26 protein-coding genes, 2 tRNA genes and 2 rRNA genes are annotated in these 22,878 nt (G+C 34.6%); 12 read left to right on the top strand and 18 right to left on the bottom strand.

The window, feature by feature from the left end; translation table 11 throughout:
• Positions 1–3 precede the first annotated feature (3 nt).
• Genes DESAMIL20_RS00135 through kdsB form a run of 3 tightly spaced genes read left to right on the top strand, consistent with a single transcriptional unit; the run spans position 4 to position 2,328 of the window.
• Positions 4–684, top strand: a complete 681-nt coding sequence (locus DESAMIL20_RS00135) for a flagellar brake protein (RefSeq protein WP_086032853.1) — start codon at positions 4–6, stop codon at positions 682–684.
• A gap of 1 nt (position 685) precedes the next feature.
• Entirely contained in the window at positions 686–1,612 is a 927-nt protein-coding gene (gene rfaE1 / locus DESAMIL20_RS00130; protein ID WP_086032852.1) for a D-glycero-beta-D-manno-heptose-7-phosphate kinase, read from the top strand.
• The gene (gene kdsB / locus DESAMIL20_RS00125) at positions 1,609–2,328 is read left to right on the top strand and encodes a 3-deoxy-manno-octulosonate cytidylyltransferase (protein WP_086032851.1); all 720 of its coding nucleotides are present in this window, start codon (positions 1,609–1,611) and stop codon (positions 2,326–2,328) included. The genes rfaE1 and kdsB overlap by 4 nt, the downstream gene beginning before the upstream one ends.
• On the opposite strand, the gene fbp is transcribed toward kdsB, so the two are convergent.
• Positions 2,315–3,286: a class 1 fructose-bisphosphatase gene (gene fbp, locus DESAMIL20_RS00120; protein WP_086032850.1), complete on the bottom strand. Its 972-nt coding sequence runs from the start codon at positions 3,284–3,286 to the stop codon at positions 2,315–2,317. The genes kdsB and fbp overlap by 14 nt on opposite strands.
• Positions 3,287–3,302: 16 nt before the next feature.
• The gene (locus DESAMIL20_RS10545; protein WP_239393337.1) at positions 3,303–3,743 is read right to left on the bottom strand and encodes an L-lactate permease; all 441 of its coding nucleotides are present in this window, start codon (positions 3,741–3,743) and stop codon (positions 3,303–3,305) included.
• A gap of 112 nt (positions 3,744–3,855) precedes the next feature.
• Here DESAMIL20_RS10545 and DESAMIL20_RS10540 point away from each other — a divergent pair, with 112 nt between their 5' ends.
• The gene (locus DESAMIL20_RS10540; RefSeq protein WP_204218535.1) at positions 3,856–4,005 is read left to right on the top strand and encodes a hypothetical protein; all 150 of its coding nucleotides are present in this window, start codon (positions 3,856–3,858) and stop codon (positions 4,003–4,005) included.
• Here the strand turns inward: DESAMIL20_RS10540 and DESAMIL20_RS10535 are convergent.
• The 10 genes from DESAMIL20_RS10535 to DESAMIL20_RS00070 form a co-directional block, all read right to left on the bottom strand.
• The gene (locus tag DESAMIL20_RS10535) at positions 4,000–4,440 is read right to left on the bottom strand and encodes an L-lactate permease (protein WP_204218534.1); all 441 of its coding nucleotides are present in this window, start codon (positions 4,438–4,440) and stop codon (positions 4,000–4,002) included. The genes DESAMIL20_RS10540 and DESAMIL20_RS10535 overlap by 6 nt on opposite strands.
• Before the next feature lie 134 nt (positions 4,441–4,574).
• The gene (gene panD, locus DESAMIL20_RS00110; protein WP_086032849.1) at positions 4,575–4,940 is read right to left on the bottom strand and encodes an aspartate 1-decarboxylase; all 366 of its coding nucleotides are present in this window, start codon (positions 4,938–4,940) and stop codon (positions 4,575–4,577) included.
• An 8-nt stretch (positions 4,941–4,948) separates the two neighbouring features.
• The gene (gene panC / locus DESAMIL20_RS00105) at positions 4,949–5,794 is read right to left on the bottom strand and encodes a pantoate--beta-alanine ligase (protein ID WP_086032848.1); all 846 of its coding nucleotides are present in this window, start codon (positions 5,792–5,794) and stop codon (positions 4,949–4,951) included.
• The gene (gene panB, locus DESAMIL20_RS00100; RefSeq protein ID WP_086032847.1) at positions 5,787–6,581 is read right to left on the bottom strand and encodes a 3-methyl-2-oxobutanoate hydroxymethyltransferase; all 795 of its coding nucleotides are present in this window, start codon (positions 6,579–6,581) and stop codon (positions 5,787–5,789) included. Before panB ends, panC begins: the two co-directional genes overlap by 8 nt.
• Positions 6,582–6,708: 127 nt before the next feature.
• Positions 6,709–7,194: a 2-amino-4-hydroxy-6-hydroxymethyldihydropteridine diphosphokinase gene (folK, locus tag DESAMIL20_RS00095; RefSeq protein ID WP_086032846.1), complete on the bottom strand. Its 486-nt coding sequence runs from the start codon at positions 7,192–7,194 to the stop codon at positions 6,709–6,711.
• Complete coding sequence (locus DESAMIL20_RS00090; protein WP_086032845.1) at positions 7,191–8,342, bottom strand: LL-diaminopimelate aminotransferase; 1,152 nt, start codon at positions 8,340–8,342, stop codon at positions 7,191–7,193. The genes folK and DESAMIL20_RS00090 overlap by 4 nt, the downstream gene beginning before the upstream one ends.
• A gap of 3 nt (positions 8,343–8,345) precedes the next feature.
• Complete coding sequence (locus DESAMIL20_RS00085) at positions 8,346–9,104, bottom strand: fumarylacetoacetate hydrolase family protein (protein ID WP_086032844.1); 759 nt, start codon at positions 9,102–9,104, stop codon at positions 8,346–8,348.
• Entirely contained in the window at positions 9,101–9,676 is a 576-nt protein-coding gene (locus tag DESAMIL20_RS00080) for a Sua5/YciO/YrdC/YwlC family protein (RefSeq protein ID WP_086032843.1), read from the bottom strand. The genes DESAMIL20_RS00085 and DESAMIL20_RS00080 overlap by 4 nt, the downstream gene beginning before the upstream one ends.
• 8 nt (positions 9,677–9,684) lie before the next feature.
• Positions 9,685–9,762, bottom strand: a tRNA-His gene (locus DESAMIL20_RS00075).
• Between the two features lie 6 nt (positions 9,763–9,768).
• Positions 9,769–9,844 (bottom strand) — tRNA-Lys (locus tag DESAMIL20_RS00070).
• A 117-nt stretch (positions 9,845–9,961) separates the two neighbouring features.
• On the opposite strand from DESAMIL20_RS00070, the gene DESAMIL20_RS10735 reads away from it, so the two are divergent.
• Complete coding sequence (locus DESAMIL20_RS10735) at positions 9,962–10,084, top strand: hypothetical protein (RefSeq protein WP_275074196.1); 123 nt, start codon at positions 9,962–9,964, stop codon at positions 10,082–10,084.
• A gap of 436 nt (positions 10,085–10,520) precedes the next feature.
• Here DESAMIL20_RS10735 and DESAMIL20_RS00065 read toward each other — a convergent pair whose 3' ends face one another.
• Together DESAMIL20_RS00065 and DESAMIL20_RS00060 are read right to left on the bottom strand one after the other, a co-directional pair.
• On the bottom strand, positions 10,521–11,513 hold the full coding sequence (locus DESAMIL20_RS00065; RefSeq protein WP_086032842.1) for a potassium channel family protein: 993 nt from the start codon (positions 11,511–11,513) through the stop codon (positions 10,521–10,523).
• 139 nt (positions 11,514–11,652) lie between these two features.
• Entirely contained in the window at positions 11,653–12,024 is a 372-nt protein-coding gene (locus DESAMIL20_RS00060; protein ID WP_086032841.1) for a hypothetical protein, read from the bottom strand.
• A gap of 669 nt (positions 12,025–12,693) precedes the next feature.
• Between DESAMIL20_RS00060 and DESAMIL20_RS00055 the strand changes: the two genes are divergently transcribed.
• Both DESAMIL20_RS00055 and DESAMIL20_RS00050 read left to right on the top strand, forming a co-directional pair.
• Positions 12,694–15,018 carry a molybdopterin-containing oxidoreductase family protein gene (locus DESAMIL20_RS00055; protein ID WP_158090462.1) on the top strand — a complete coding sequence of 775 codons (2,325 nt, stop codon included), beginning with the start codon at positions 12,694–12,696 and terminating at the stop codon, positions 15,016–15,018.
• 12 nt (positions 15,019–15,030) lie between these two features.
• The gene (locus DESAMIL20_RS00050; RefSeq protein ID WP_086032839.1) at positions 15,031–15,627 is read left to right on the top strand and encodes a 4Fe-4S dicluster domain-containing protein; all 597 of its coding nucleotides are present in this window, start codon (positions 15,031–15,033) and stop codon (positions 15,625–15,627) included.
• Between the two features lie 27 nt (positions 15,628–15,654).
• Here the strand turns inward: DESAMIL20_RS00050 and aroF are convergent, their stop codons facing one another.
• Positions 15,655–16,683 carry a 3-deoxy-7-phosphoheptulonate synthase gene (aroF, locus tag DESAMIL20_RS00045; RefSeq protein WP_086032838.1) on the bottom strand — a complete coding sequence of 343 codons (1,029 nt, stop codon included), beginning with the start codon at positions 16,681–16,683 and terminating at the stop codon, positions 15,655–15,657.
• A gap of 315 nt (positions 16,684–16,998) precedes the next feature.
• Here aroF and DESAMIL20_RS00040 point away from each other — a divergent pair, with 315 nt between their 5' ends.
• The 5 genes from DESAMIL20_RS00040 to queA all read left to right on the top strand — a co-directional run bounded on the left by DESAMIL20_RS00040 (position 16,999) and on the right by queA (position 21,671).
• Entirely contained in the window at positions 16,999–17,586 is a 588-nt protein-coding gene (locus DESAMIL20_RS00040; protein WP_086032837.1) for a DedA family protein, read from the top strand.
• 2 nt (positions 17,587–17,588) lie between these two features.
• Positions 17,589–18,128 carry a hypothetical protein gene (locus tag DESAMIL20_RS00035; protein WP_086032836.1) on the top strand — a complete coding sequence of 180 codons (540 nt, stop codon included), beginning with the start codon at positions 17,589–17,591 and terminating at the stop codon, positions 18,126–18,128.
• 15 nt (positions 18,129–18,143) lie between these two features.
• Positions 18,144–20,135, top strand: a complete 1,992-nt coding sequence (locus DESAMIL20_RS00030; protein WP_086032835.1) for an elongation factor G — start codon at positions 18,144–18,146, stop codon at positions 20,133–20,135.
• A 70-nt stretch (positions 20,136–20,205) separates the two neighbouring features.
• Positions 20,206–20,649 (top strand): PaaI family thioesterase, encoded by a 444-nt coding sequence (locus tag DESAMIL20_RS00025; protein ID WP_086032834.1) that lies wholly within the window; start codon positions 20,206–20,208, stop codon positions 20,647–20,649.
• Positions 20,646–21,671, top strand: coding sequence for a tRNA preQ1(34) S-adenosylmethionine ribosyltransferase-isomerase QueA (gene queA, locus DESAMIL20_RS00020; protein ID WP_086032833.1), 1,026 nt, complete (start codon positions 20,646–20,648; stop codon positions 21,669–21,671). Before DESAMIL20_RS00025 ends, queA begins: the two co-directional genes overlap by 4 nt.
• Here the strand turns inward: queA and DESAMIL20_RS00015 are convergent.
• The 3 genes from DESAMIL20_RS00015 to DESAMIL20_RS00005 all read right to left on the bottom strand — a co-directional run.
• Positions 21,664–22,119: a tRNA (cytidine(34)-2'-O)-methyltransferase gene (locus DESAMIL20_RS00015; RefSeq protein ID WP_086033093.1), complete on the bottom strand. Its 456-nt coding sequence runs from the start codon at positions 22,117–22,119 to the stop codon at positions 21,664–21,666. The genes queA and DESAMIL20_RS00015 overlap by 8 nt on opposite strands.
• A gap of 49 nt (positions 22,120–22,168) precedes the next feature.
• Positions 22,169–22,283: ribosomal RNA gene (gene rrf / locus DESAMIL20_RS00010) — 5S ribosomal RNA — on the bottom strand.
• Between the two features lie 35 nt (positions 22,284–22,318).
• Positions 22,319–22,878: ribosomal RNA gene (locus tag DESAMIL20_RS00005) — 23S ribosomal RNA — on the bottom strand; the annotation flags it as partial.

The following is a 22,878-nucleotide window of genomic DNA, read 5'->3' as shown; positions in this document are numbered from 1 at the left end:
TTTATGGAAAAAGAAAAAGTATTTGCAAAAAACATAAAAGAAATTATTGATGTAGGTCAAAATATTAGCTTAGAAATACCAAGCGGAGACTATAGAGGTGTTTACTACTCATATGTGTATGATGAAGATGACAATCATTTTTACATACTGCTTCCCACAGATTCTTTAGGCAGAGCAGCTTTTTTAAGGGCAGGTGATTCTGTAACAATAAGCTGTATATCAAAAAAAAATATAAGGGTAGGATTTGAAACAAAGGTTTTGCAGGTAATAAAAGACGATAAAACACTCTATAAAATAAGCAAGCCAACGGAATTTTACAAATATGAATTTAGAGAAAACTTTAGAGTGGATGTTTTGATTAATGCAAAATGTTACTTTTACGATCATAACCAACAACTACAAACAAGACAAACAAGACAAACAAGCATTCTAAGCCTAAGCGCATCTGGTGCTAAAATATCACTTAATGAGTATCTTGAGCTCAACAAGCATATTATTATTGAGTTTACATTAGAAAACCAAACGTTTAATTTAGATGCCACAATAGTGCGCAGATCAGAGATTGATAAATCAACCTTTCATTATGGATTAAAATTTGAAGATATTAACCAAAAAGACAAAGACTTTTTAATAAGATTTTGTTTAAAAAAACAAATGGAATTTTTGCGCATGCAAAGGGGATAAAATGATCGAAAAAATAAACCGCTTAAAAATAGCTGTTATTGGTGATGTAATGCTTGATCACTATATATTTGGGAATGTTGATAGAATATCGCCTGAAGCGCCTGTACCAGTTTTAAATGTAAAAGATGAAAAATTTTATTTAGGCGGCGCTGCGAATGTTGCAAAAAACTTAAGAGATCTAGGTGTCAATGTATACTTAATTGGTTGTATTGGCAAGGACGAATCGGCAAACACTTTTAAAAAACTCTGCGAAAATGAAAACATTAATACAAAACTTATCGAGCTAAATCGTATTACAACGAAAAAAACCCGTATTGTAGCACACTCTCAACAAATTGTTAGGGTTGATAGAGAACTAAAACAGCCTATAGATTCCAAAGCAAAAAGCGAAATTTTAAAAACACTTGAAAAAGAACACATCGACGCAATTATTATATCTGATTATGGCAAAGGCGTAATTTCTGCTAAACTGATAGAAGACTTAAGGAATAAATTTGATAAATTCATAAGCGTAGACCCAAAAGTAAATCATACAAAAATGTATAAAAACGTGGATTTAATAACCCCAAACCTAAAAGAAACACAAGATATGAGCAAAGTAGAAATACAAAACGATAATGACTTAAAAAAAGCTGCGTATGAGATAATTAAAAATACAAAATGCAAGTATTTGCTTGTGACACAAGGTGAAAATGGTATGACACTTTTTTCAGAAAAAGGACTTGTTTGTCATGAAAAAGCTTTGGCTAAAGAAGTCTATGATGTAACAGGCGCTGGGGACACAGTCATTGCTGTTTCAACAATGTGCTTTGCTTTAGGTTTTGAACCTATAAAAGCAGTAAAGCTCTCAAGCATTGCCGCATCTATTGTTGTTGGAAAACGCGGTACATCAAGTGTTAAATTTGAAGAAATAAAGGAATATTTATGAATATAGCGGTTTTAATACCAGCAAGACTGGGTTCAACGCGTTTTCCAAAAAAACTCCTTGCCAAAGTTAAAGACAAAACTATTATTGAGTGGACGTATTTGGGCGTTAAGAATTCTAAACTAGCTAATTTTAACGCAGTTTTAACCGATTCTTTGGAAATAAAAGAAACTATAGAAAACATAGGAGGCAATGCCTACCTTGTAGAAGGAACCTTCTCAAGCGGTACAGATAGAATTGCTCACTTTATAGCAGATAAAGATTACGATATTATTGTCAATGTGCAAGGTGATGAGCCTTTAATAGATGCAAACATGATAGATGAGTTGATAAACTTTTTTACAGAAAAAAAACTACAAATGGCGACATTGGCTGTAAAATGCAACGAGTGCGCAGATAATGTAAACGATGTAAAAGTTGTTATTGATAAAAACAACTTTGCATTGTATTTTTCACGCTCTAAAATACCATATAACGCTAACTTCTACGATAATTATTTAAAACACATTGGTATTTATGTTTACGACAAAGATACCCTTCTTTTTTTACACAATCAAAAACCTACTGCTTTAGAGTTAGCCGAAAAATTGGAACAACTAAGAGCCCTGGATCATTCGATAAAAATTGGCGTACTTACCTCTTCTGGGCACTTTATTGGTATAGATACAAAAGAAGACTTGCAATTATTTGAGCAATACGTTAACTCTACGAAACCATAACCTTCTTAAATAAATCCACTTCATGTTTTGAACCTATAATAAGCGGAGTCCTATCATGAAGTGTTTGCGGAACTTTATCTAATATATCAATTGTGCCATCGCAAGATGCACCGCCAGCATGTTCAACTATGTAAGAAAGAGGGAAGGCTTCGTATAATAGCCTTAGTTTTCCTTTTTTGTTCTTTTCGTCTGCTGGATATAAAAATACACCACCTTTTAGTAGATTTCTATGAAAATCTGACACAAGTGAGCCAATATAGCGTGATGTATATCCTTCACTTTTTAAAGTTTCAATGTATTCTCGTACCTTTTTGTCCCACTTGTTTGAATTTGCTTCATTTACACTATATATATTGCCCTTTTGAGGTGTTTTGATATTAGGGTGCGATAGCAAAAACTCACCCACACTAGGATCTAGCGTAAAACCATTGACAGTGCTGCCTGCACAATACACAAACATAGTAGAAGAACCATACACAACATAGCCAGCAGCAATTAAATCTCTCCCTTTTTGTAATAGATTATCCACCAACAAACATTCTTCTTCTTTTTTTCTAAAAATACCAAAAATTGTACCAATGCTGACATTCACATCTATATTGGAAGATCCATCAAGTGGGTCAAATACCACAACATATTTGCCTTTTTGATACTTACTAGGTATTTCTATGGCAGTTTCAACTTCTTCAGAAGCCATAGCACACACTTTGCCTATGTGCTCTAGAGCCTCAATCATTTTTTGATTGGCAAATACATCGAGTTTTTGTTGGGTTTCACCAAACACATTTTGGGTTTCTAGACTGCCTAAAATATTTACCAAACCAGCTTTATTTACCTCTCTTGCTATGATTTTTGAAGCAAAGGCAATTTGCTCCAAAATGATTGTAAAATCACCTGTTGCTTCCTTGAATCGCCTTTGTTCTTCTAATATAAACCTACTTAAGTTCATCAAAGCCATAATTCACCTCCTAATTTTACAAATATAAGAATATCATAGACAAAATCCCAACTAGTAAACACATAAAAAGTACTGGCAAAATTGTTGCCTTGATAAATTGAGCTTCTTCTTTGCCACCAACGCCAATTGTAGCTGCGGCGTTTGTAATTTTTGATGGCGTAATAGCTGATGCTATACCACCTCCTACAGCATGGGCCGCATAAATCCACATAAATGAATTTATCCCTACAGTTGATATTGTAGCCTCCCATTGAATTTTTGCAAATAAAACATTAGATGCAGTGGCACTACCACCTACAACCGCTTCAATTAAACCCAAGAATGGCGCTATTAATGGGTAAAATGAGCCAAAACTATGCGCAAAGCTTTGTGCGATAATAATATCCATATTGTTGTGTGCAAAACTTGCTGTTGGTAACAATTTTCCACCTATAACACCCATACCATACCACGCCATAATATAGGCAACGCTAAAAAAAGCAAATAAGCTAAAAATGGCCCCCAAATCCTTTTCAACCACAACTTAACAACATTATTAAGTTGATTTACTGTAGGTTTTAGAATAAAAATTGACGATATCGAAACTACCATTATTAAAAACCACACACTTGATAAAATATTTAAATCTTCTTTGCGGTTTTATACCAAAGCTCATAGCAACTTTTGCAGGCAGCGTAATAGGTATAGAAAACAAGGCAAATGAAGTAAGCGGATCATAACAAAGGATACTTATTGCAATAGCAGCTACTATGGCTAAACCCTAGTAACCTAAATATTAGCGGAAATATAGCAGGTGTAACCATACCAAGTGCTTTAGACAAACTACCAAAACCCATACCCAAAAATATAGTTTGTTCTTCTTTATTGGATGTTATATCTTTAATGTAATCAATAATCCTTAATAAAGCCTTTGTTTCGCTCACTAAAAAGATTAAAAACATTGTAAAAATCACTGCCAAAGATATGCCCAAGGCTTTTACAATGCCCATTAATGTTGCTCCTATTGCCACACTAAATGGTGTTTTAAAATAATAAATGGCAATAACTACGCAAAATAGCCAGCCAAGAATGGATACAAAAGTTCCATAGCGATTGAACACAAACATTCCAACTAAAACTATCAATATAGGCGAAATTGCAATAAAAAAATCCATAACTCCCACATTGTAGTGTTTTGCCTATGTTAATTAAAAATAAAAATTATGTCAAGAAAATATTAAAATATGCTAATTGCGGCTTGCAAAATTGTTAATTTTATAGATTTATAAGCTTTTATTTAGTAACTATTTTAAACGCCTTCGTACTTTTCTACAATTTTATTATCTTTGTCAACTATTACTACTTTTGGCACAATAGCATCTGCTTGCCTATCATCCACTAAACCAAATGCGGCTATAATTATTTTGTCACCTACCGCTACTTTACGCGCTGCTGCACCATTTAAGCAGATCACGCCAGAGCCCCTTTTGCCTTTTATCGTGTAGGTTTGAAACCTCTCACCGTTATCTATATTCCATATGTGCACATACTCGTACTCCTTCATGTTTGCAGCTTCCATTAAGTCTTCATCTATTGTAATACTACCTATATAGTGCAAATCCGCCTGAGTAACTGTAGCTCTATGAATTTTACCAATAAGCATATTTCTAAGCATAATTCCTCCTAAATCCATATGTTATCTATTAGCCTTGTTTTCCCAAAAAAAACAGCCAGCGATATTAAAGTTTTACCCAAAACAACCTCATTTAACTCAGACAAACAATCTATAGAATTTATACTGATGTAGTCAATACTAGCTAAATCATTAGAGTTTATTACATCCCTCATGCTTTGAATAATAGTTTTAGAATCAAGTATTTTTGCGTCAATCAATTCTTTAGCCTTATCAAGCGCTTTTTTTAAGCAAATTGCTTGAGCGCGTTCTTTGGCGTTTAAATAGACATTCCTTGAACTTAAGGCCAAACCGTCAACACCCCTTTTAATTTCACAAGGTACAATTTCTACATCTAGGTTTAAATCTTCAACCATCTTTTTTATAATAATGAGCTGTTGAGCATCTTTCTTGCCAAAGTAAGCCCTTGTGGGCTTTACGATATTAAACAACTTTAAAACAATTGTTGTTACACCTTTAAAATGCGTTGGTCTTGATGTGCCCTCAAGCGGTTTGCTTAAAAAAGAAACTTCTGTGAATGTTTGATAATCTTGAGGATACATGTCTTCATAACCTGGATAAAATATTACATCTACACCATTTTGGTCACACGAAAGCCTATCTTTCTCAAAATCTCTCGGGTACGCGTTGAAATCTTCGCTTGGTGCAAATTGCAAAGGATTTACAAAAATGCTTACTATAATAATATCATTTTCATTGCGCGCTTTTTTGATTAAAGACAAATGACCATCATGAAGATAGCCCATAGTAGGAATAAAACCTATGCTTTTTTGGGATAAAACGGCCTTTTTGGAAAATTCTTTCATTTGATTAATCGAAGTTATTACTTCACTCATAAGAATACTCCAGTGTGGGAAATTCACTATTTTTTACTTCTTTTATATAATCTTTAATACTACTTATTGCATCCTGCTTCAAATGGGCATATCTTTTTACAAACTTTGGCTTAAAATCATCAAAAAGCCCAAGCATATCATGAAACACAAGTACCTGCCCATCACAGTGCAAACCTGCTCCAATACCAATTGTAGGTATTTTGAGTCTCTGTGTAATTTCACGTGCAATCCCTAAAGGTATTGCTTCCAAAACGACTGCAAATGCACCTGCTTGCTCTAACGAAAGCGCATCTTGAATAAGTTTTTCCGCTTGCTCCTTAGTCTTTGCTCTAACAGCATATGAACCAAAAATATTTATTGATTGAGGTGTTAGACCTAAATGGCCAACCACCGGTATGCCGCTTGTAACCAATTTGTTAACGGTTTGAGCAAATTCTTGCCCCCCTTCAAGTTTGACTGCATCGCAAAGCGTTTCTTTCAGAATTCTGCCAGCACTTACTAAAGCTTGCTCAAGTGAAGCTTGGTAGCTCATAAAAGGCATATCTACTATCAATAAAGCATTATTTATACCTTTTTTTACAATCTTGCCATGGTATATCATCTCTTCCAAACTCACAGGGAGCGTAGAATTGTTTCCCTGCATTACCATACTTAGTGAATCGCCAACTAATATAGAATCAACACCAGCTTCGTCTGCAATTTTTGCCTGCGTGTAGTCATAGGCAGTAATCATAGTTATTTTTTCTTTTGATTTCATCCCAACAAATTTAGGTACTGTCATTTTCATTAAAAATCCCTCCTTAAATAAAAAAAGCTCAAATGTCAAAATTAACATTTGAGCTTTTGATTTCTTTTTTTAGTTCGCTTAAAGCTCCTTTTGGAGTCTTTGTGCTATTTAGCAAAAAACTTACCTCTTAACACACAATTTTTATTAAGTCGCGATCTTGTTCGCGCTCAAGCAATGCCCACACATTCTTACCTGAGATGTTTAGCTGCTCGTTTATCTCATTTAACCCTACAAGCCAAAAACATCTATTTAACAAAAACCTATGCGGTATATTTAAAAAATCACCTTTGATTATGATATCCGAAAATATCAAAATGTCAATATCTATATTTCTTGGACCCCATTTTATAGCCGTTTGCCTGCCCATTTTTTTTTCTATTGATTTTACAAATACCAGTAACTCGTATGGCTCTAAATTAGTCTCAATTTCTATAACCTGATTGTAAAAATTCTCCTGGTTCTTGTAGCCCCATGGAGGGCTTTCATAAATACTCGATAGTTTTAAAATGCTTATTTTATTGTTTTGCTTAATAAACTCAAACGCTGTTTCTATATTTTTCTTTTTGCCTGAGATATTTGAACCCAAACTTAAAAAGACATTATTGTATTTCATAGTGATCTTATTGCATCAACGGCTTTTTGAATGTTTGGGTTTGTTATACTTATTCTAAAGTAACCCTCCCCGTACTCGCCAAACCCTACACCGGGTGTTACAACAATACCTTTTTCTTCAAGCAATTTTTTGGCAAAGTCTTTAGAAGTGTAGCCATTTGGCACTTTCACCCAAAAATAGAATGTTGCAAGCGGCTCCTCAAAATCAAAATTTGCTTTCTTTAGGGCTTGGGTCATTTGATTTTTGCGCTCTTGAAAAATTTTTCTTATTGGCTCATTTAGCGTTTTATAGTTATTGAGTGCAAAAATACCCGCTTGCTGTAATGCTGTAAATACACCAGAATCCACATTTGTCTTTATTTTTCCAAGCCCATAAATACCTTCTTTGTTCCCAACTGCAAAACCTATTCTCCAGCCTGTCATATTGAATGTTTTTGAAAATGAATGTAGCTCTATAGCAACTTCTTTAGCTCCATCCACTTCTAAAAAACTCATTGGTTTGTAATTATCATAATAAATTTCCGAATACGCATTATCCGATGCCACCAAAAAGCCGTACTTTAGCGCAAGCTCAACAACCCTATTGTAAAAGTCTTTTGTTGCAATAGCACTTGTGGGGTTATTTGGATAATTGACAAACATTATTTTTGTTTTATTTAGAACGCTTTTATCAATTGCATCAAGATCTGGCAAGAAACCATTTTTTTTCAATAGCGGCATCTTATATACCATACCACCTGCAAACATCGTGGATGTTGTGTAAACTGGATAGCCTGGATCTGGCACAAGCGTGTAGTCGCCTTCATCTACAAATGCAAACGGAAGATGCGCAATACCTTCTTTTGAGCCAATCAATGCAAGACATTCACTGCTTGGATCCAAATCCACATCAAATCTATCTTTGTACCAGTGGGCTACAGCCTCTCTAAACTCAAAACTGCCTTCATAAGAGGGGTACTGATGGTTTGCGGGGTTTTCTAAAGCTTTTTGAGCAACTTCAATTATTTGTTTTGGTGTGGGTATGTCAGGGTCTCCTATGCCTAAATCTATAATTTCAATGCCTCTTTGCTTTACCTCCTGCTTAAGCCTATCAATTTCAGCAAATAGGTAAGGTGGTAATTTTTCAATCCTCTCTGATAATTTAAACATCAACTACTCCTTCACGGGATTTATCAATTTTCCTATATTTTCAATTTCGATTTCTACAATATCACCAGGTACAACGGGCCCTACACCGCTTGGCGTGCCAGATGCTATCAAATCGCCAGGATATAATGTCATGATTTGAGAAATAAACGAAACAAGTTCATAAACATTGAATATCATATGGGATGTTGTAGAATCTTGCTTAACTACACCATTTAGCTTAGTAGTAATTTTTAAATTCATATGATCAACTTGGGTTTCTATAAAAGGACCTATCGGGGCAAATGTATCAAAACCTTTTGCTCTAGTCCACTGACCATCGATTGACTGCAAATCTCTGGCTGTTACATCGTTTATTATTGTATAGCCAAATATGTAATCTTTTGCCTGCAAAGCTGATATATTCTTGCATACTTTGCCAATTACCACACCCAATTCACCTTCATAATCTACCCTCTTTGACATATGTTTTGGATAAATTATAGGCTCTTTGGTAGCAATTACCGTGCTTGAAGGCTTTATAAACATTTTTGGCACATTGGGTTTTTCGTCTTTCATTTCTTGAATATGATCGTTATAATTTAAACCAATCCCAATGATTTTTGATGGCAAAACTGGTGGCAAGATTTTTACATTACTTATGTTAACTTCTTTTAAGATTTTATAATCGCCTTCTAAAAAACTATTCGACAAAAGCTTGACACTTTTGTTTTCAAGTAAACCATGATAATCTTTTCCCTCATAAAAACATCTTAAAAATTTCATACTACCCCCAAAAATTTTTTAATAGCTTCAGCATTATAGCCTTCTCTTAATATAACTTTATTTTCAAAATCTACAATACTAGATGCTACATTTCTAGTTTTGCCTATTATTATAATATCAACAATTCCAAAATAGCGTTGTAATATTTTCTTAGTAGAATTTATAGACTGTTTTGCTGATACATTTACACTTGTTGAAGTTAGAGGAATTTTTTTTACAATTTTTACCATAAAAGGATTAACTGCAAGACGGTACGCAGTTTTTCCATTTTTTGAAACATAAAAAGGCAATGTTGTTTTATTTTTTAAAATTACTGTAGCACCCAGATTTAGTAAATTAAGCGCAGTTTCATCCACAAAAACATTTTTTAAAACAAAGTCCATATCACACAGTACAATGAATGGGTTTTGTATAGAACGCTTCTTTATTTCAAATATTCGTTTATTTGCAAAAGCATTATATATATAAGCACCAAGGCCGTATATGGTATCTGCTGGGTAAATAATCATGCCATTTTTTATGTAAGGTAAGTAATTAAATGAACCTTTATCTCTACAAATAATTGTTTTCATAAAAAATATGGGGTGAGTAGTGGGACTTGAACCCACGGCCCCCAGGGCCACAACCTGGTGCTCTAACCAAACTGAGCTATACCCACCACAAATGGTGAGCCGCGAAGGGATCGAACCTTCGACCGACGGATTAAGAGTCCGTTGCTCTACCAGCTGAGCTAGCGGCCCACGATTTACAAGTACTACTTACTATATTTTCCCAATTTTGTCAATATATAAAATAAAATCTTTAGAAAATAGGATTTTAGGAAATCATTTTTTTTAAATAAATCTATGGGGTGATTTATGATTTACCTGGTGTGTCCTTTTTGCAAAACTGAGCAAGATGCAAAGAATAAAACTTGCAAGGAAATGCAGTCAATCAATGCCAAAAGTCTGCCTATAAGGTGGTGGTGGGGTACAAAATGAACGTATCGTTAAAAGAATACCCGATTTAAATACGGCAAAAAAGATAGAAGTAAAAATTAAATCTGAACTGATAAGTGGAGATTACTTTGACAAAAGACAAAAGAAATTTGTCGTTACCCATAGTTATTATACTATTGCTATTTAGGAGAGCAGCTCAGATCATTATTGGATGAAAAAGGTTATTTTTGGCTTGTTAAAATATATGAAAAACTCGCTTTTTTCTGTTCTTTTAATCTCAATATTAAAATAATCAGATACCTCTGTGTTTTTTCTGGTTTCAATTTCTATGTCTTTTGTTGTCCTTTTTGATAAATTCTCGTGCAATATTGCTAATTACTTTATCTATGCTTATCTCATACTATTCCGCTGCTATAAACGCACCAAAGGTAGGAAATTTAAGTTAACTCTAAAATATATACAACAAACCCAGTCAATCTTACTTTCCTATAAGCAAAAGTTTATCTTCTGCACTTAATTTGAAGTCTTTTTCGGTAGGATTAATAATAATATTTTCTTTGTCTCTTTTAACTCCTACCAAAAGTTCGCCCGTTTCATTCTTTAGCTTGTACATGGCCTCATCAAAAGTTGAATTTATTAAACTATCAGGAGTTATTTTCTCTACCAGTGATTCTTTAAACTCTTCATCTAATAGTTGGCTAAAGAATTTAGAAATTCCAGTTATAAAAGTAGTCTTAACCAATAATTTACTAGAAAACGTTCCTGATGAAAATACCTCATTAATTCCAAAATTTCTCAATACTTTTGCTAGTTCTTTTTTGAACACTAAAGCTACTATATATAAATCTTTGTAAAGATTTTTTACAGTCATAGCAGCTATGAGAGTTTTGGAATCATCGCTATCAGAGACAATACATAGTTTTGCGTTGGCAAGTTTTGTTTTGTAAATGTCATTCTCTATAGTTATATCTCCTTTTATAAATATTAAGTTATAATTGCTAAAAGGATTATTATCAATATCTGCCATCAAAACAACGTTTTTATTATTGTCCTTTAGAATTTCCTCCAAAGAATTTTTTACGTAATCGCTAAAACCCAAAATTACAATATGATCTTTTACAAAATGGCTTTCCATTGTTCCAAAAAACCTCCCTAATTTAAAGTCCAGCACAATAGAAGATAAATTGGCAAGAAAAACACCAATCATGCTTACACCAATTATCATTAATCCCATAGCGATAACTTTGCCAGTATTGTTTTTTGGAACAATATCGCCATACCCAACCGTTGAAGCGGTTGTTAAAGCCCAGTAAATTGAATTAAAAAATGAAATCTTTTCATAATAGCTAAAAAGATATGCAAACAAAGCTAAAACTATAACTAAAATTACAAAGATTTGAAAAAATTGCTTTTTATTTCGTGATGCTACAATATTTAACTTGTGATAAATAACAAGTAAATAACTAAACATTTTATTGACATATTCTCTACATTATGAATACAAGTATGTGTCATAGAATACTTATAACTTTTTATCAAAATACCCAAAATTCTACTAATCAAAACATACAGATGTCTTAGATTTTTAGTACATTTTAATGTGGAAACAGCTAAAAAATACTATTTATAAGATCATCACCTAATCCAAACCCTAGCCCCATCTCCATTGCTTGACCTATTCCGCTACCAAATAAGTTACTAAACAAGCCTTTTTTAGTTGGTTTTTGAGAATTTTCTGGGTTTGGATTTTGCACGTTAGATGCATTTTCATGAATTGATAAAAGCAAAGAAAACATCTGATTTTGCTCTGATTGAATTGCTAAAGCAATTTCCTTAAAATCTAAGATCCATTCTTTAGCATCTGATGATCCGGATTCCTTTGATTGTTGTAATTTGTTAGCAAAAGCTTGAATTTTTTGAGCTAAATTGTTTGATTCATCCTGCAACTTCTGATACTCCTGATCAATTAAAGATCTATCCATTATGAGCCTCCTTTTCTCTAAATCATAAACTACAAACTCTTTTAAACTCTTTGTATTAAAAAATATTTGCATATTTATGTAAATAATATAAAAATCTTTTTTCTCGTATCTGCTATTTAAGGTTGAATTGTATATTTTGTGTAAAAAGTTAACCCATCTTTATCATCTATAGTTCGATAATGTTATTATTACAACATTATTTTTTTTCTATGGGGAGTAGAACATTTTTTGTTAAATTTGTAGTAGGTGGTTTATTTTATTATGCTTTTTCTTTCTATTGGCACTAGTTTTAATTTCAGTGCTTCATAGATTTGTTTCTCATCTTTTGCCTTTAGGGATCCTGTACGGGTTGTCTTTAAAAAGTTCAGAATTTAAGTTAAACTTTTTAAGCATAATAATACCATACGGTGCTTTGAATCTCAATGCCTTCAATTTCTTCTGATGGTTGTAGTAAAGCAAGTAAATCATCAAATGTTTTTTGAGCTAATAAAAACTCTTGTAATGGTAGTTTTTTGTTTTAGCAAGCAAAAAAATTGGAGTAAACAGTTAAAATAAAACCAAACTATTAAAATAATATTACAAACAAGATTTTAGTGGATTTTTTTTATTTTTTGACTAAAATAGCACATGAATGATATAGATGATGCGAGATGGAAAAAAGGAGGTTGTATGCAAATTAAAAGAAGAACCTTTCTGAAGGGCGCTTTAGCTGGGTCGGCACTGTTGTCTTTGCCTTTAGTTTTTGATTCAAAAGCTGACGCAAGGGAAGAACTAAAGCCTTACAAGCCTGATAAAGTAACCTTTAACTTTTGTGAAATGTGCTTTTGGAATTGCACAGAGAAAGTTTTTGTAAACGATGGCAAGGTTAGAAAACTTGAAGGTAATGATAAAAGCCCTCTGAATTTTGGTAAATTATGCGCAAAAGGTCAAGCGGGTATTAAAACTCTATACGATGATAATAGACTAAAAACCCCCTTGATCAGAGTTGGTGAAAGGGGCGAAGGTAAATGGAAGAAGGTTTCATGGGAAGAGGCATTTGAGTTCGCTGCAAAAAAATTCAAAGAAGTAATAGATAAATACGGTCCAGAAACAATTGGGCTTGAAATGCACGGCACAGGTGAGCCTGGAATCCACAGGCTATTTGAAGTTTTGGGCGGTACGACAAACTTTGCTATACCTGCATACTCTCAGTGCACAGGCTCACGAGATGTAGGCTTTTATTATACATTTGGTGCAGCTCTTGGTGGACATGAGCCATTTGATTTATCAAACAGCAGATACATTATAATGCTTGGTAGAAATGAGACGGAGTCGCTTCATGTGAGCGAGCTTTATCACTTTTCAAAAGCCATTGGTAATAAGGCAAAAATAGTCTATGTTGATCCAAGGTATACTCATACTGCAGCAAAAGCTGATAAATATTTACAGATTAAACCAGGCACAGATGCTGCTTTTGTTTTGGCTCTTATAAATGTTATGGTAACAGAAGATCTAATTAACCACGATTTTGTAGATAAATATACAACGGGCTATGATAAACTGAAGCCACACATAGCAAAATACACCCCACAGTGGGCTCAAGAGCAAACTGGCATCAAAGCAGAAGAAATCATCCAGATTGCAAGAGAGATTTCTTCTTTTGCGCCAAACTGTATCATAGTTCCCCCAAGAAGGTCCACAAGGTATGGTGATGATACGCAATTTGCAAGAGCTATTGCCATAGCAAACGTACTGCTTGGTAACTGGTTTCAGCCAGGTGGCTTTTTCAAACCAAATAAGATTAAAGTTCCAAATGCCGATATGCCAGATGTAGAAGAATCAAAATATGCCCAGCTAGCCCAGCAAAAAAATGCAGCAAATGCCGTTTTATCGCTCACAAACCTTCCAACTACTACACAAGAGATTGTAGGCGTGCTTGGGCTTGATAATATCTTATGGGAAGCAATTAGAACCCAAAAACCATACCCAATCAAGGCAATGATAAGCTATGCTACAAATCCATTATTCCATACTGGTGACTCTAACAAAGTAAAAGAAGCGATTAGCAAACTTGATTTCTATATGGTTGTAGATATTTTACCATGGGAACATACGCTTTATGCTGATATAGTATTTCCCGAATCTACGTATCTTGAAATGTATGCTGCGCTCAAATCTATAGGTTGGAAGTATCCATATGTTAACTTTAGAGAACCAGCAGTAGATACGATTTATGACACACGAGATATTTGGGCAATAGCACACGGTATTGCAAAACATATGGGGCTTGGTGAATTTTTTCCATTCAGTGATGCAAAAGGTGTACTATACAGTTCACTCAACCAAATGCCAAAAGATCAAAGAGATAAACTGCTCAAAGACGGTGTGATCTCACTTGGGCCTATACCAGAAGATGCTGATTTAAGCGGTGATATCGATCCAAAGGTAGCTTATCAAAAAATGCTCGATGCATACAAAAAAGCACCATTCAATCCATACCCGATTGCTTTAGGTGAAGATGTAAGCTTCAACACTGGCAGTGGGAAAATTGATATTTACAGCGATTCTCTTGCTGGAAATAGTTTTGATCCACTACCAAACTATACACCACCAAACAAACCAAAAAAACAAAATGAGTTTAGGCTTATTTTTGGCAGAGTAGCAGTACATACTCATGCAAGAACGCAGGATAACGAATGGCTGCTTGAGCATTATGATGACAACAACGTGTGGATTAACCCCCAAGATGCAAAATCAATAAATATAAAAGATGGTGATAAGGTAGTATTGGTTAAAGGTAACCTCAAATCACTCTACCCCGTCAAAGCTAAAGTCACTGATAAAATAATACAAGGCACGGTATTTATAGTACACGGATGGGGAAGATTTTCTCCATATACAACAAGATGCTACGAAAAAGGTGTTTCAGATGCTGAATTTTGCTCAAACGACACTGATCCTTTGAGTGGCGCCGCAGCTTTTCTGAATTCATTTGTTAGCATTGAGAAGGTATAATAGGAGGTTAAAATGGCTTTATTTGAAAGACCAAAAAAAGAAAAAAATTACGCAATGGTTATTGTTCAAGATAGATGCGTCGATTGCAAAGCTTGTGAAGTTGCATGCAAAGCAATGTGGGAAGTGCCAGATGGAAAGCTAAACTACCGTACAAAAGTTTTAGATATTGATAAGGTAGAAAATAGTGAGCGCAAAATGATATTTATGCCCATTTTGTGCAATCAATGCGATAATCCACCATGCGTTTGGGTATGCCCAACTGGTGCAAGCTATAAGCGAAAAAGCGATGGTATAGTATTAGTTACACCAAATATGTGTATTGGCTGTAAAGCCTGTATGGAAGCATGTCCATATGATGCAAGATACTATAATGAAGAATTAGGCGCAGTGGATAAATGTACATTCTGCCTACCAAGGCTTGAAAGTGGTCTTGAGCCTGCCTGCGTTCAAACATGCGTTGGTGGCTCTCGAAATTTTGGCGATTTAAATGATCCAAACTCCGTAGTATCAAAACTATTAAAAGAAGCTACAAACTACTGGGTCTTAAAGCCTGAAGACGGTACTTTCCCTAACGATTTCTACATTAGTAACTCTGCAAAAGTTGAATAAAAAAAAGGGGCTAATTAGCCCCTTTTTTTACATTTCTTTTCCTAAAACTTGCGCTATTTTTTTAAGATCTTTCATTAAGTTTTCAAATTCGGGTATTGTTAGCTGCTGCGAAGCATCTGAAATTGCAATTTCCGGCTTATAGTGTACTTCAATAATAAGACCATCTGCGCCAACTGCAATAGCCGCTTTTGATAGCGCTGGAACATAGTCTCGTTTTCCTGCCGCATGCGAGGGGTCAATGATAACAGGCAGGTGTGTCAATTTTTTCAAAACCGGCACTGCAGATATATCAAGTGTATTTCGCGTAGCTGTTTCAAATGTTCTAATGCCTCTTTCGCACAGTATAACATTTGCATTGCCTTCACTCATTACATACTCAGCACTCATCAATAGCTCTTCTATGGTCGTTGACATGCCTCTTTTTAGTAAAACTGGCTTTGTAGTTTGACCTACAAGTTTAAGTAGGGCGAAATTTTGTATACTTCTTGCTCCAATTTGCAACACATCAGCATACTCTAAAACTAAATCTAGATCTTTTGGGTTCATAACTTCTGTCACAATGGGCAAACCAGTTAATTCTTTAGATTCTTTTAAAAGCTTTAAACCTTCCTCTCCAAGACCCTGAAAAGTATATGGGTTTGTTCGAGGCTTATACGCACCGCCCCTTAATAATTTTGCGCCAGCTGATTTTACACCTTTTGTTGTAGTTATCATTTGATGATGGTTTTCCACAGAACACGGACCTGCGATAACCGTAAACTTCCCCTCACCAATAGCAACACCATCTACATACACTGTCGTAGGCTCGGGTCTGTTTTCTATGCTTGCTAATTTGTATGGTTTTGAAACTCTATAAACTGTCTCTACGCCGTTTTCCATAGATAATAACGATAAAGGATCTATTTTGAGTTTATCTTTTGAAAATTCCCCAACAACGCCTATTACAGTGCGCTCACTGCCTTTACTTACATGACTCACAAAGCCTAGTTCACTAATCTTTTTAACAACACCCTCAATCTGCTCGTCCCTTGCAAATTTTTTCATTATCACTATCATAAAACCTCCTCGTAAATTTTGTGCAAAAAAAAAGCCGGTTGGAGTAGTCCACCCCAACCGGCCAATTAAAGCCTAAAAAAAAGGATAGACTACTCCTGCCAGCTATTAAAGTAATACCACCAATAAGATACATTTATAATCGGCGAAAACACAGTTAGTTTTTCCATAAGCTTTCTTATATCATAAAATTTTTCGTATTTCAAGAAAAAAATCCCAAAAAACATTAAGCTTAAACAATAAGCTTTTTACAAATTTTTAACAAACTTCTTGATATTAGAATAAATTTAGTTTATATTTAAAAATAAGGATGAATTTATGGAAATATCTGAGCTAACAACCTACATTCAAAAATATGGTTTACTCTTTGTATTTATTTTTACCTTTTTAGAAACTGTCGCATTTGCAAGCCTTATAATACCAGGCGAAACTGTGATTGTAATAGCAGGCATGATGGCTTCAAAAGGATACATAAAAATTGATTATCTTTTTGTTGTTGTTATAATTTCAGCATTTCTAGGCTATTTAACAAGCTATCTTTTGGGAAGCTACTTTGGTGATATTATCATAAGAAAAAAACTGTTAAAAGATAAATACTATAAGCCTACACAATACTTTTTTGACAAATATGGTGGTATATCTGTTTTATTTAGCAGATTCTTGTCACTTCTGAGAAGTTTTACTGCTCTTGTCGCCGGTATGTCAAAAATGAATTTTATTACATTTCTCATTTTCGATGCAATAGGTGCTGTCTTGTGGAGTATTTTTTATGTGTATCTGGGCTATTTTCTAGGTTTGCAGTTTCAAGAAGTTGAAAAATACCTTGGTATAATTGGCATAATTATGCTTATTGGTGGAATTTTGGTTTTGTACATTTTTTATAAATACAAATCAAAAAGGAGGTAATCATGGAAAAGCTTATCTTGAGCATCCCTTTTTTTGCTGCAAACTCACACGACGAATTTGCAGCAAGAATTACCAAGTCAAATGGTTTCGAATATGGTCCCTACCCTGAAGGTTTTAATCTAGATGGCAAATTAGATTGTATTGTTGGTTTTAAAGAGTTCGAAAAATTACAAAGAGTATCTAAAAACGAACATAGTCCTATAATTATTCTATTTAGGGCAATTATGCGCAATGAGCAAATTAAGCACTTAATTATTGGTTTTTACGAAGCAGATACTTTAGACATCAAAGAAATTGCGCCAGGCAAGTATCAAATAACTACTCAAAAAGCACATTTTGTATCAACAAATGATGCCATAGATGTCTCAGATAAAATAATAGCATACAATCTGCAAAACAAGATTTTGCGTTCCAATAGTCAAAACCATCCAGAATATGCTGAATGGCTTAAAGATTGGTATGAGGCAATTTCTTCAAAAGAAAACAATTTTTCGCAATACAAAGACTACTGCTTGCAGCTAAGACAAAAATCACTTTCTTAAAAAGGGGAGGAAGTTATGGCAGAGGTAGATAAAAAGGTCATTGCAATATGCGGAGCAGGTGGTTGTGGTAAAAGCACATTAGTAGAAGATATATTATTTGTAAATAAGAAAATCACAAGAAAAGGCTCAACGGAAAAAGGCAACCTCACGATGGATTTTGACAGTGAAGAGATTGAGCGCAAAGTTTCAATACAGCTTTCTATAGCAAATATATCGCAAAACAACTCAACAATTTATTTAATTGACACACCAGGCTATCACAATTTTATAGGCGATGCTCTATGTGGTATTAGGGCATCTGATAGTGCTATTTTGGTAGTTGACATACAAGAAGGTGTTAAAGCCCAAACAGAGCGTTTTTATTATGATATTGAAAGAGAAAATAAACCCTTTATTGTTTTTGTTAATGCAATAGACAAAGAAAATAGCCAGTTTGCAAATGCTTTTAAATCTATAAATGAATTGTTTAAAGCTGTCGCTTTCCAAATACCCATTAAAGAAAATGATAAAGTTGTTGGTTATATCGATACATTAAATTTAAAAGCTTATGATTTTAACCAAAAAGAGATTAATTTACCAAGCGAGCTTACAGAAGAGGCTAATAATTACCATTCCCAGATAATAGAAGAAGTGTCATCTCTAAATGATGAGCTGTTGGAGAATTATCTATCAGGCGAAGAACTTAACAACAAGCTTTTCAATGCTATATTAAAAGAAGCCATATCTTCACAAAAAATTATCCCTATACTTGTTGGCAGCGCACTATCTGGGTACAATACACAAAAATTAATAGAATTTGCAAATGCTTATCTGCCGTCAGCAAAAAATGAAGAAAACACTTCAAAGGCTCTTGTTTTTAAAACCTACAATGATCCTCAATCAGGCAAATTAAGCCTTCTTAGAATCTTAAGTGGTAAATTTACACCCGATACTATATATTACAATCTCAATAAAGACCAGGAAGAACGCATTGGCTCTATTCAAACGCTAATTGGAAAAAACCCAACCAATATGACATCTGCTGAGGCAGGTGATATTATTGCTGTAGCTAAATTAAAATACACTCAAACTGCAGATACGTTATCAAACGACAAAAAAGATACGCCTATTGAATTTGTAAAGATGCCGCTGCCTTTTATCTCTTATGCAGTCTATGGCTCATCCAAAAATGATGATGAAAAAATCTCTACATACATGAGTAAAATCCTTGAATCAGATTTAACACTTTCATTTAAAAAAAATACGGAAACAAACGAATTTATATTAACTGGAATGGGTACTAATCACTTGGAAGTAGTAGTTTCTCGTCTGAAAAAATTTGGTCTTGATATAAAGTTAAAGTTACCAAAAGTGGCTTACAAAGAAACGATAAAAGATAAAACAACGTACAAAGCAAGATTCAAAAAGCAAACGGGTGGCCATGGCCAATTTGGAGATGTTACCATTGAAATTGAACCTCTTCCAAGGGGGGCTGGCTTTGAGTTTGTTGATATGATTGTAGGTGGTGCTATACCGCGTCAATTTATACCCTCTGTCGAAAAAGGCGTCAAATCTGCTATGGAAAAAGGAGCTTTGGTAGGATATCCCATGACAGACATTAAAGTTAAGCTCATTGATGGTATGTATCACCCCGTGGATTCAAGTGATTTTTCATTTCAAATGGCAGGATCCATAGCTTTTAAAGAAGGTGTTTTAAAATGCAGACCCACTCTCTTAGAACCAATTCTTGAAATGGAAGTTTTTGTACCAGAAGAAAATGTAGGTGACATAATAGGCGATATTAATGCAAGAAGAGGTAAAATGCTAAAAATGGAAACTTATGGGAAAAGGCATAACTTCAAGCAAGTAATAGTTTTGATACCAGAGGCTGAAATCTTAGAATACGCTCCAACGCTGCGCTCTTTAACAGCGGGAAGGGGCTTTTTTAGAGCAAAATTTTTTGGGTACGAAGAAGTACCAGCTCAAAAAGCTCAAAAAATTATAGAAAGCTTTAAAGCTCAAGAATAACTCAAGGGGGCTCTACTTTAGCCTCCTTATTCATTTGATTTTTTAAATTAAATGATTATAATTAAAACTTGTGAGTAAAAAAGAACTAATTGAGTTTATAAACAATGCAAAACAGGAAGAACTAGATTTCTTAAGTGAATTAATAAAAAGCTTAGATGGCTCAAATTTGCGCTGCTTTGATAAACTAATTGGAATAAAAAGAGAAAATAGCGTAACTTTAAAGCCAGGTATTAACAATAAAAACATATACGGCGTGGTGCATGGTGGAGCCATTTGCAGCCTTATCGATATAGCACTTGGCGCTGAAATTTCTAAAACCATTGGTGAAGATAAAAAATTTTACACACTTGAATTAAAAGTAAACTTTATTAAAGCAACAAATCACAGTACACTTATTACTCAAACTAAAATCCTCCATCTGGGATTTACAACAATTGTAGCCCAATGTTATGTAAAAGATGATCAAGATGATATCGTAGCAGTAGGGATTGGTACATTCTATATTGTCCAATGAATTTAGATATTTTTGATTATGCTCTTCCAAAAGAACTAATTGCTCAAAGCCCACATATACCACCTGATGAATGCAAGCTTTTTATTTATAACAAAAAAACAAAAAAAATATCGCATAAGATTTTTAGAGATATAATAGACTACTTGTCACCAAACGATTTAATTGTTTTAAACAATACCAAAGTTATACCAGCAAAACTATCTGCAACTAAAGAAAGCGGTGGTTCACTTCAAATATTGCTAATTGAGCAAATCGAAAAAAATATTTATTATTGTTTTGTTAAAGGCAAAATTAAGCACGATACAAAAGTCATTTTACCAAAAAGCCTAAAAGCTACGATTTTACAAACAAATGAGCAAAAAAAAATTATAAAGTTTGAGATAAACTCTGATATCAAAGATTATTTATATGATATTGGTTCAATGCCCTTGCCGCCTTACATTAAAAGAAAAGACAATCAGCTTGATGCGCTTGATAAACAGTACTATCAAACAGTTTTTGCTGAAATTGAAGGCTCAATTGCTGCACCAACTGCAAGCTTACACTTCACAAGTAAGTTGCTCGAAAAAATAAAGCAAAAAGGTATTAAAATAGCCTACATCACACTCCATGTGGGTCTTGGCACATTTAAAAGCGTAGAAACACAAAACATAAAAGAACACAAAATGCACGAAGAATATTTTGAAATATCGCCAAAAACAGCACAAATATACAATAAAGCACTATTAGAAAATCGAACTATTCTGCCTGTGGGCACGACGGTAGTAAGAGCGCTTGAAAGCGCTTCAAATACTCAAGGATTTTTAAAACCAATCTCAACAAAAACAGATATATTTATCTATCCTGGCTATCAGTTTAAAACAGTAAAAAATATTTTAACTAATTTCCATCTGCCAAAATCGACACTGATTATGCTCATTTGTGCCCTAATAGGTGTAGAAAACACACATTTTTGCTACCAAAAAGCCATTGAAGAAAGGTACAGATTTTTTAGCTATGGAGATGCATTTTTAGTTATTTAAACAGTATTTGTCTTAGAGCTTCATATAAAACAATTGCAACTGAATTGGCAAGGTTAAGCGATCTTACAGTCGATTTCATGGGTATATTTATACATCTATCAAAATACCTATCAACATACTTAAGCGCAAAACCGCTGGTTTCTGACCCAAAAATTAAATAATCATTCTGAGTGTATTTAACTTCATAATAGAAGTTTTTTGCTTTTGTAGTAGCTATGTAAAAATTGACATTGTTATTTTTTTCAAAAAAATCTTCTACTGAATCATAAACTACAAGATCAAGATTATCCCAATAGTCAAGGCCTGCGCGTTTTAGTTTTTTATCTGTAAGAGTAAAGCCAAAAGGCTTGATTAAGTGAAGTCTTGCTCCAGTTCCTACGCATAGTCTGGCAATATTTCCGGTATTTTGAGGGATATCCGGACAGCACAATACTATATTTAAAAAAATATTTTTGAAGTTATCTAAAACGAATGTCCTTTGCATGATTTTTTTATCCCCCTGGCAGTACCTACTCTTGCCTGGGCGCTCCCAGACTACCATCGGCGCATAGCGGCTTAACTGCCGAGTTCGGGATGGGATCGGGTGTTTCCCGCTATACTATCGCCACCAGAGGGATTGTTTTGCATCTAACTATTAAAGAGCAAAAAAGTTTAAGCCACACGGTCTATTAGTACGCATCAGCTTAATGCATTACTGCACTTACACCTTGCGCCTATCAACCTCGTAGTCTCCAAGGGACCTTTAGAAGCCTAACGGCTTGGGAGATCTCATCTTGGGATTGGCTTCCCGCTTAGATGCTTTCAGCGGTTATCCATATCCGCACATAGCTACGCAGCGCCTGCGGCTGGTGCCACAACTGCTACACCAGAGGTGCGTCCATCCCGGTCCTCTCGTACTAAGGACAGATTCCCTCAAATCTCCTACGCCCACGGCAGATAAGGACCGAACTGTCTCACGACGTTCTGAACCCAGCTCGCGTACCACTTTAATCGGCGAACAGCCGAACCCTTGGGACCTTCTCCAGCCCCAGGATGTGATGAGCCGACATCGAGGTGCCAAACACCGCCGTCGATATGAACTCTTGGGCGGTATCAGCCTGTTATCCCCAGAGTACCTTTTATCCGTTGAGCGATGGCCCTTCCATACGGAAACCACCGGATCACTAAGGCCCACTTTCGTGTCTGATCGAGGTGTCCCTCTCACAGT

Source organism: Desulfurella amilsii, from assembly GCF_002119425.1.
GTDB classification, from domain to species: domain Bacteria; phylum Campylobacterota_A; class Desulfurellia; order Desulfurellales; family Desulfurellaceae; genus Desulfurella; species Desulfurella amilsii.
Note: the sequence above shows the minus strand (reverse complement) of the source record. Positions and strands in the feature narration are given on the sequence as shown.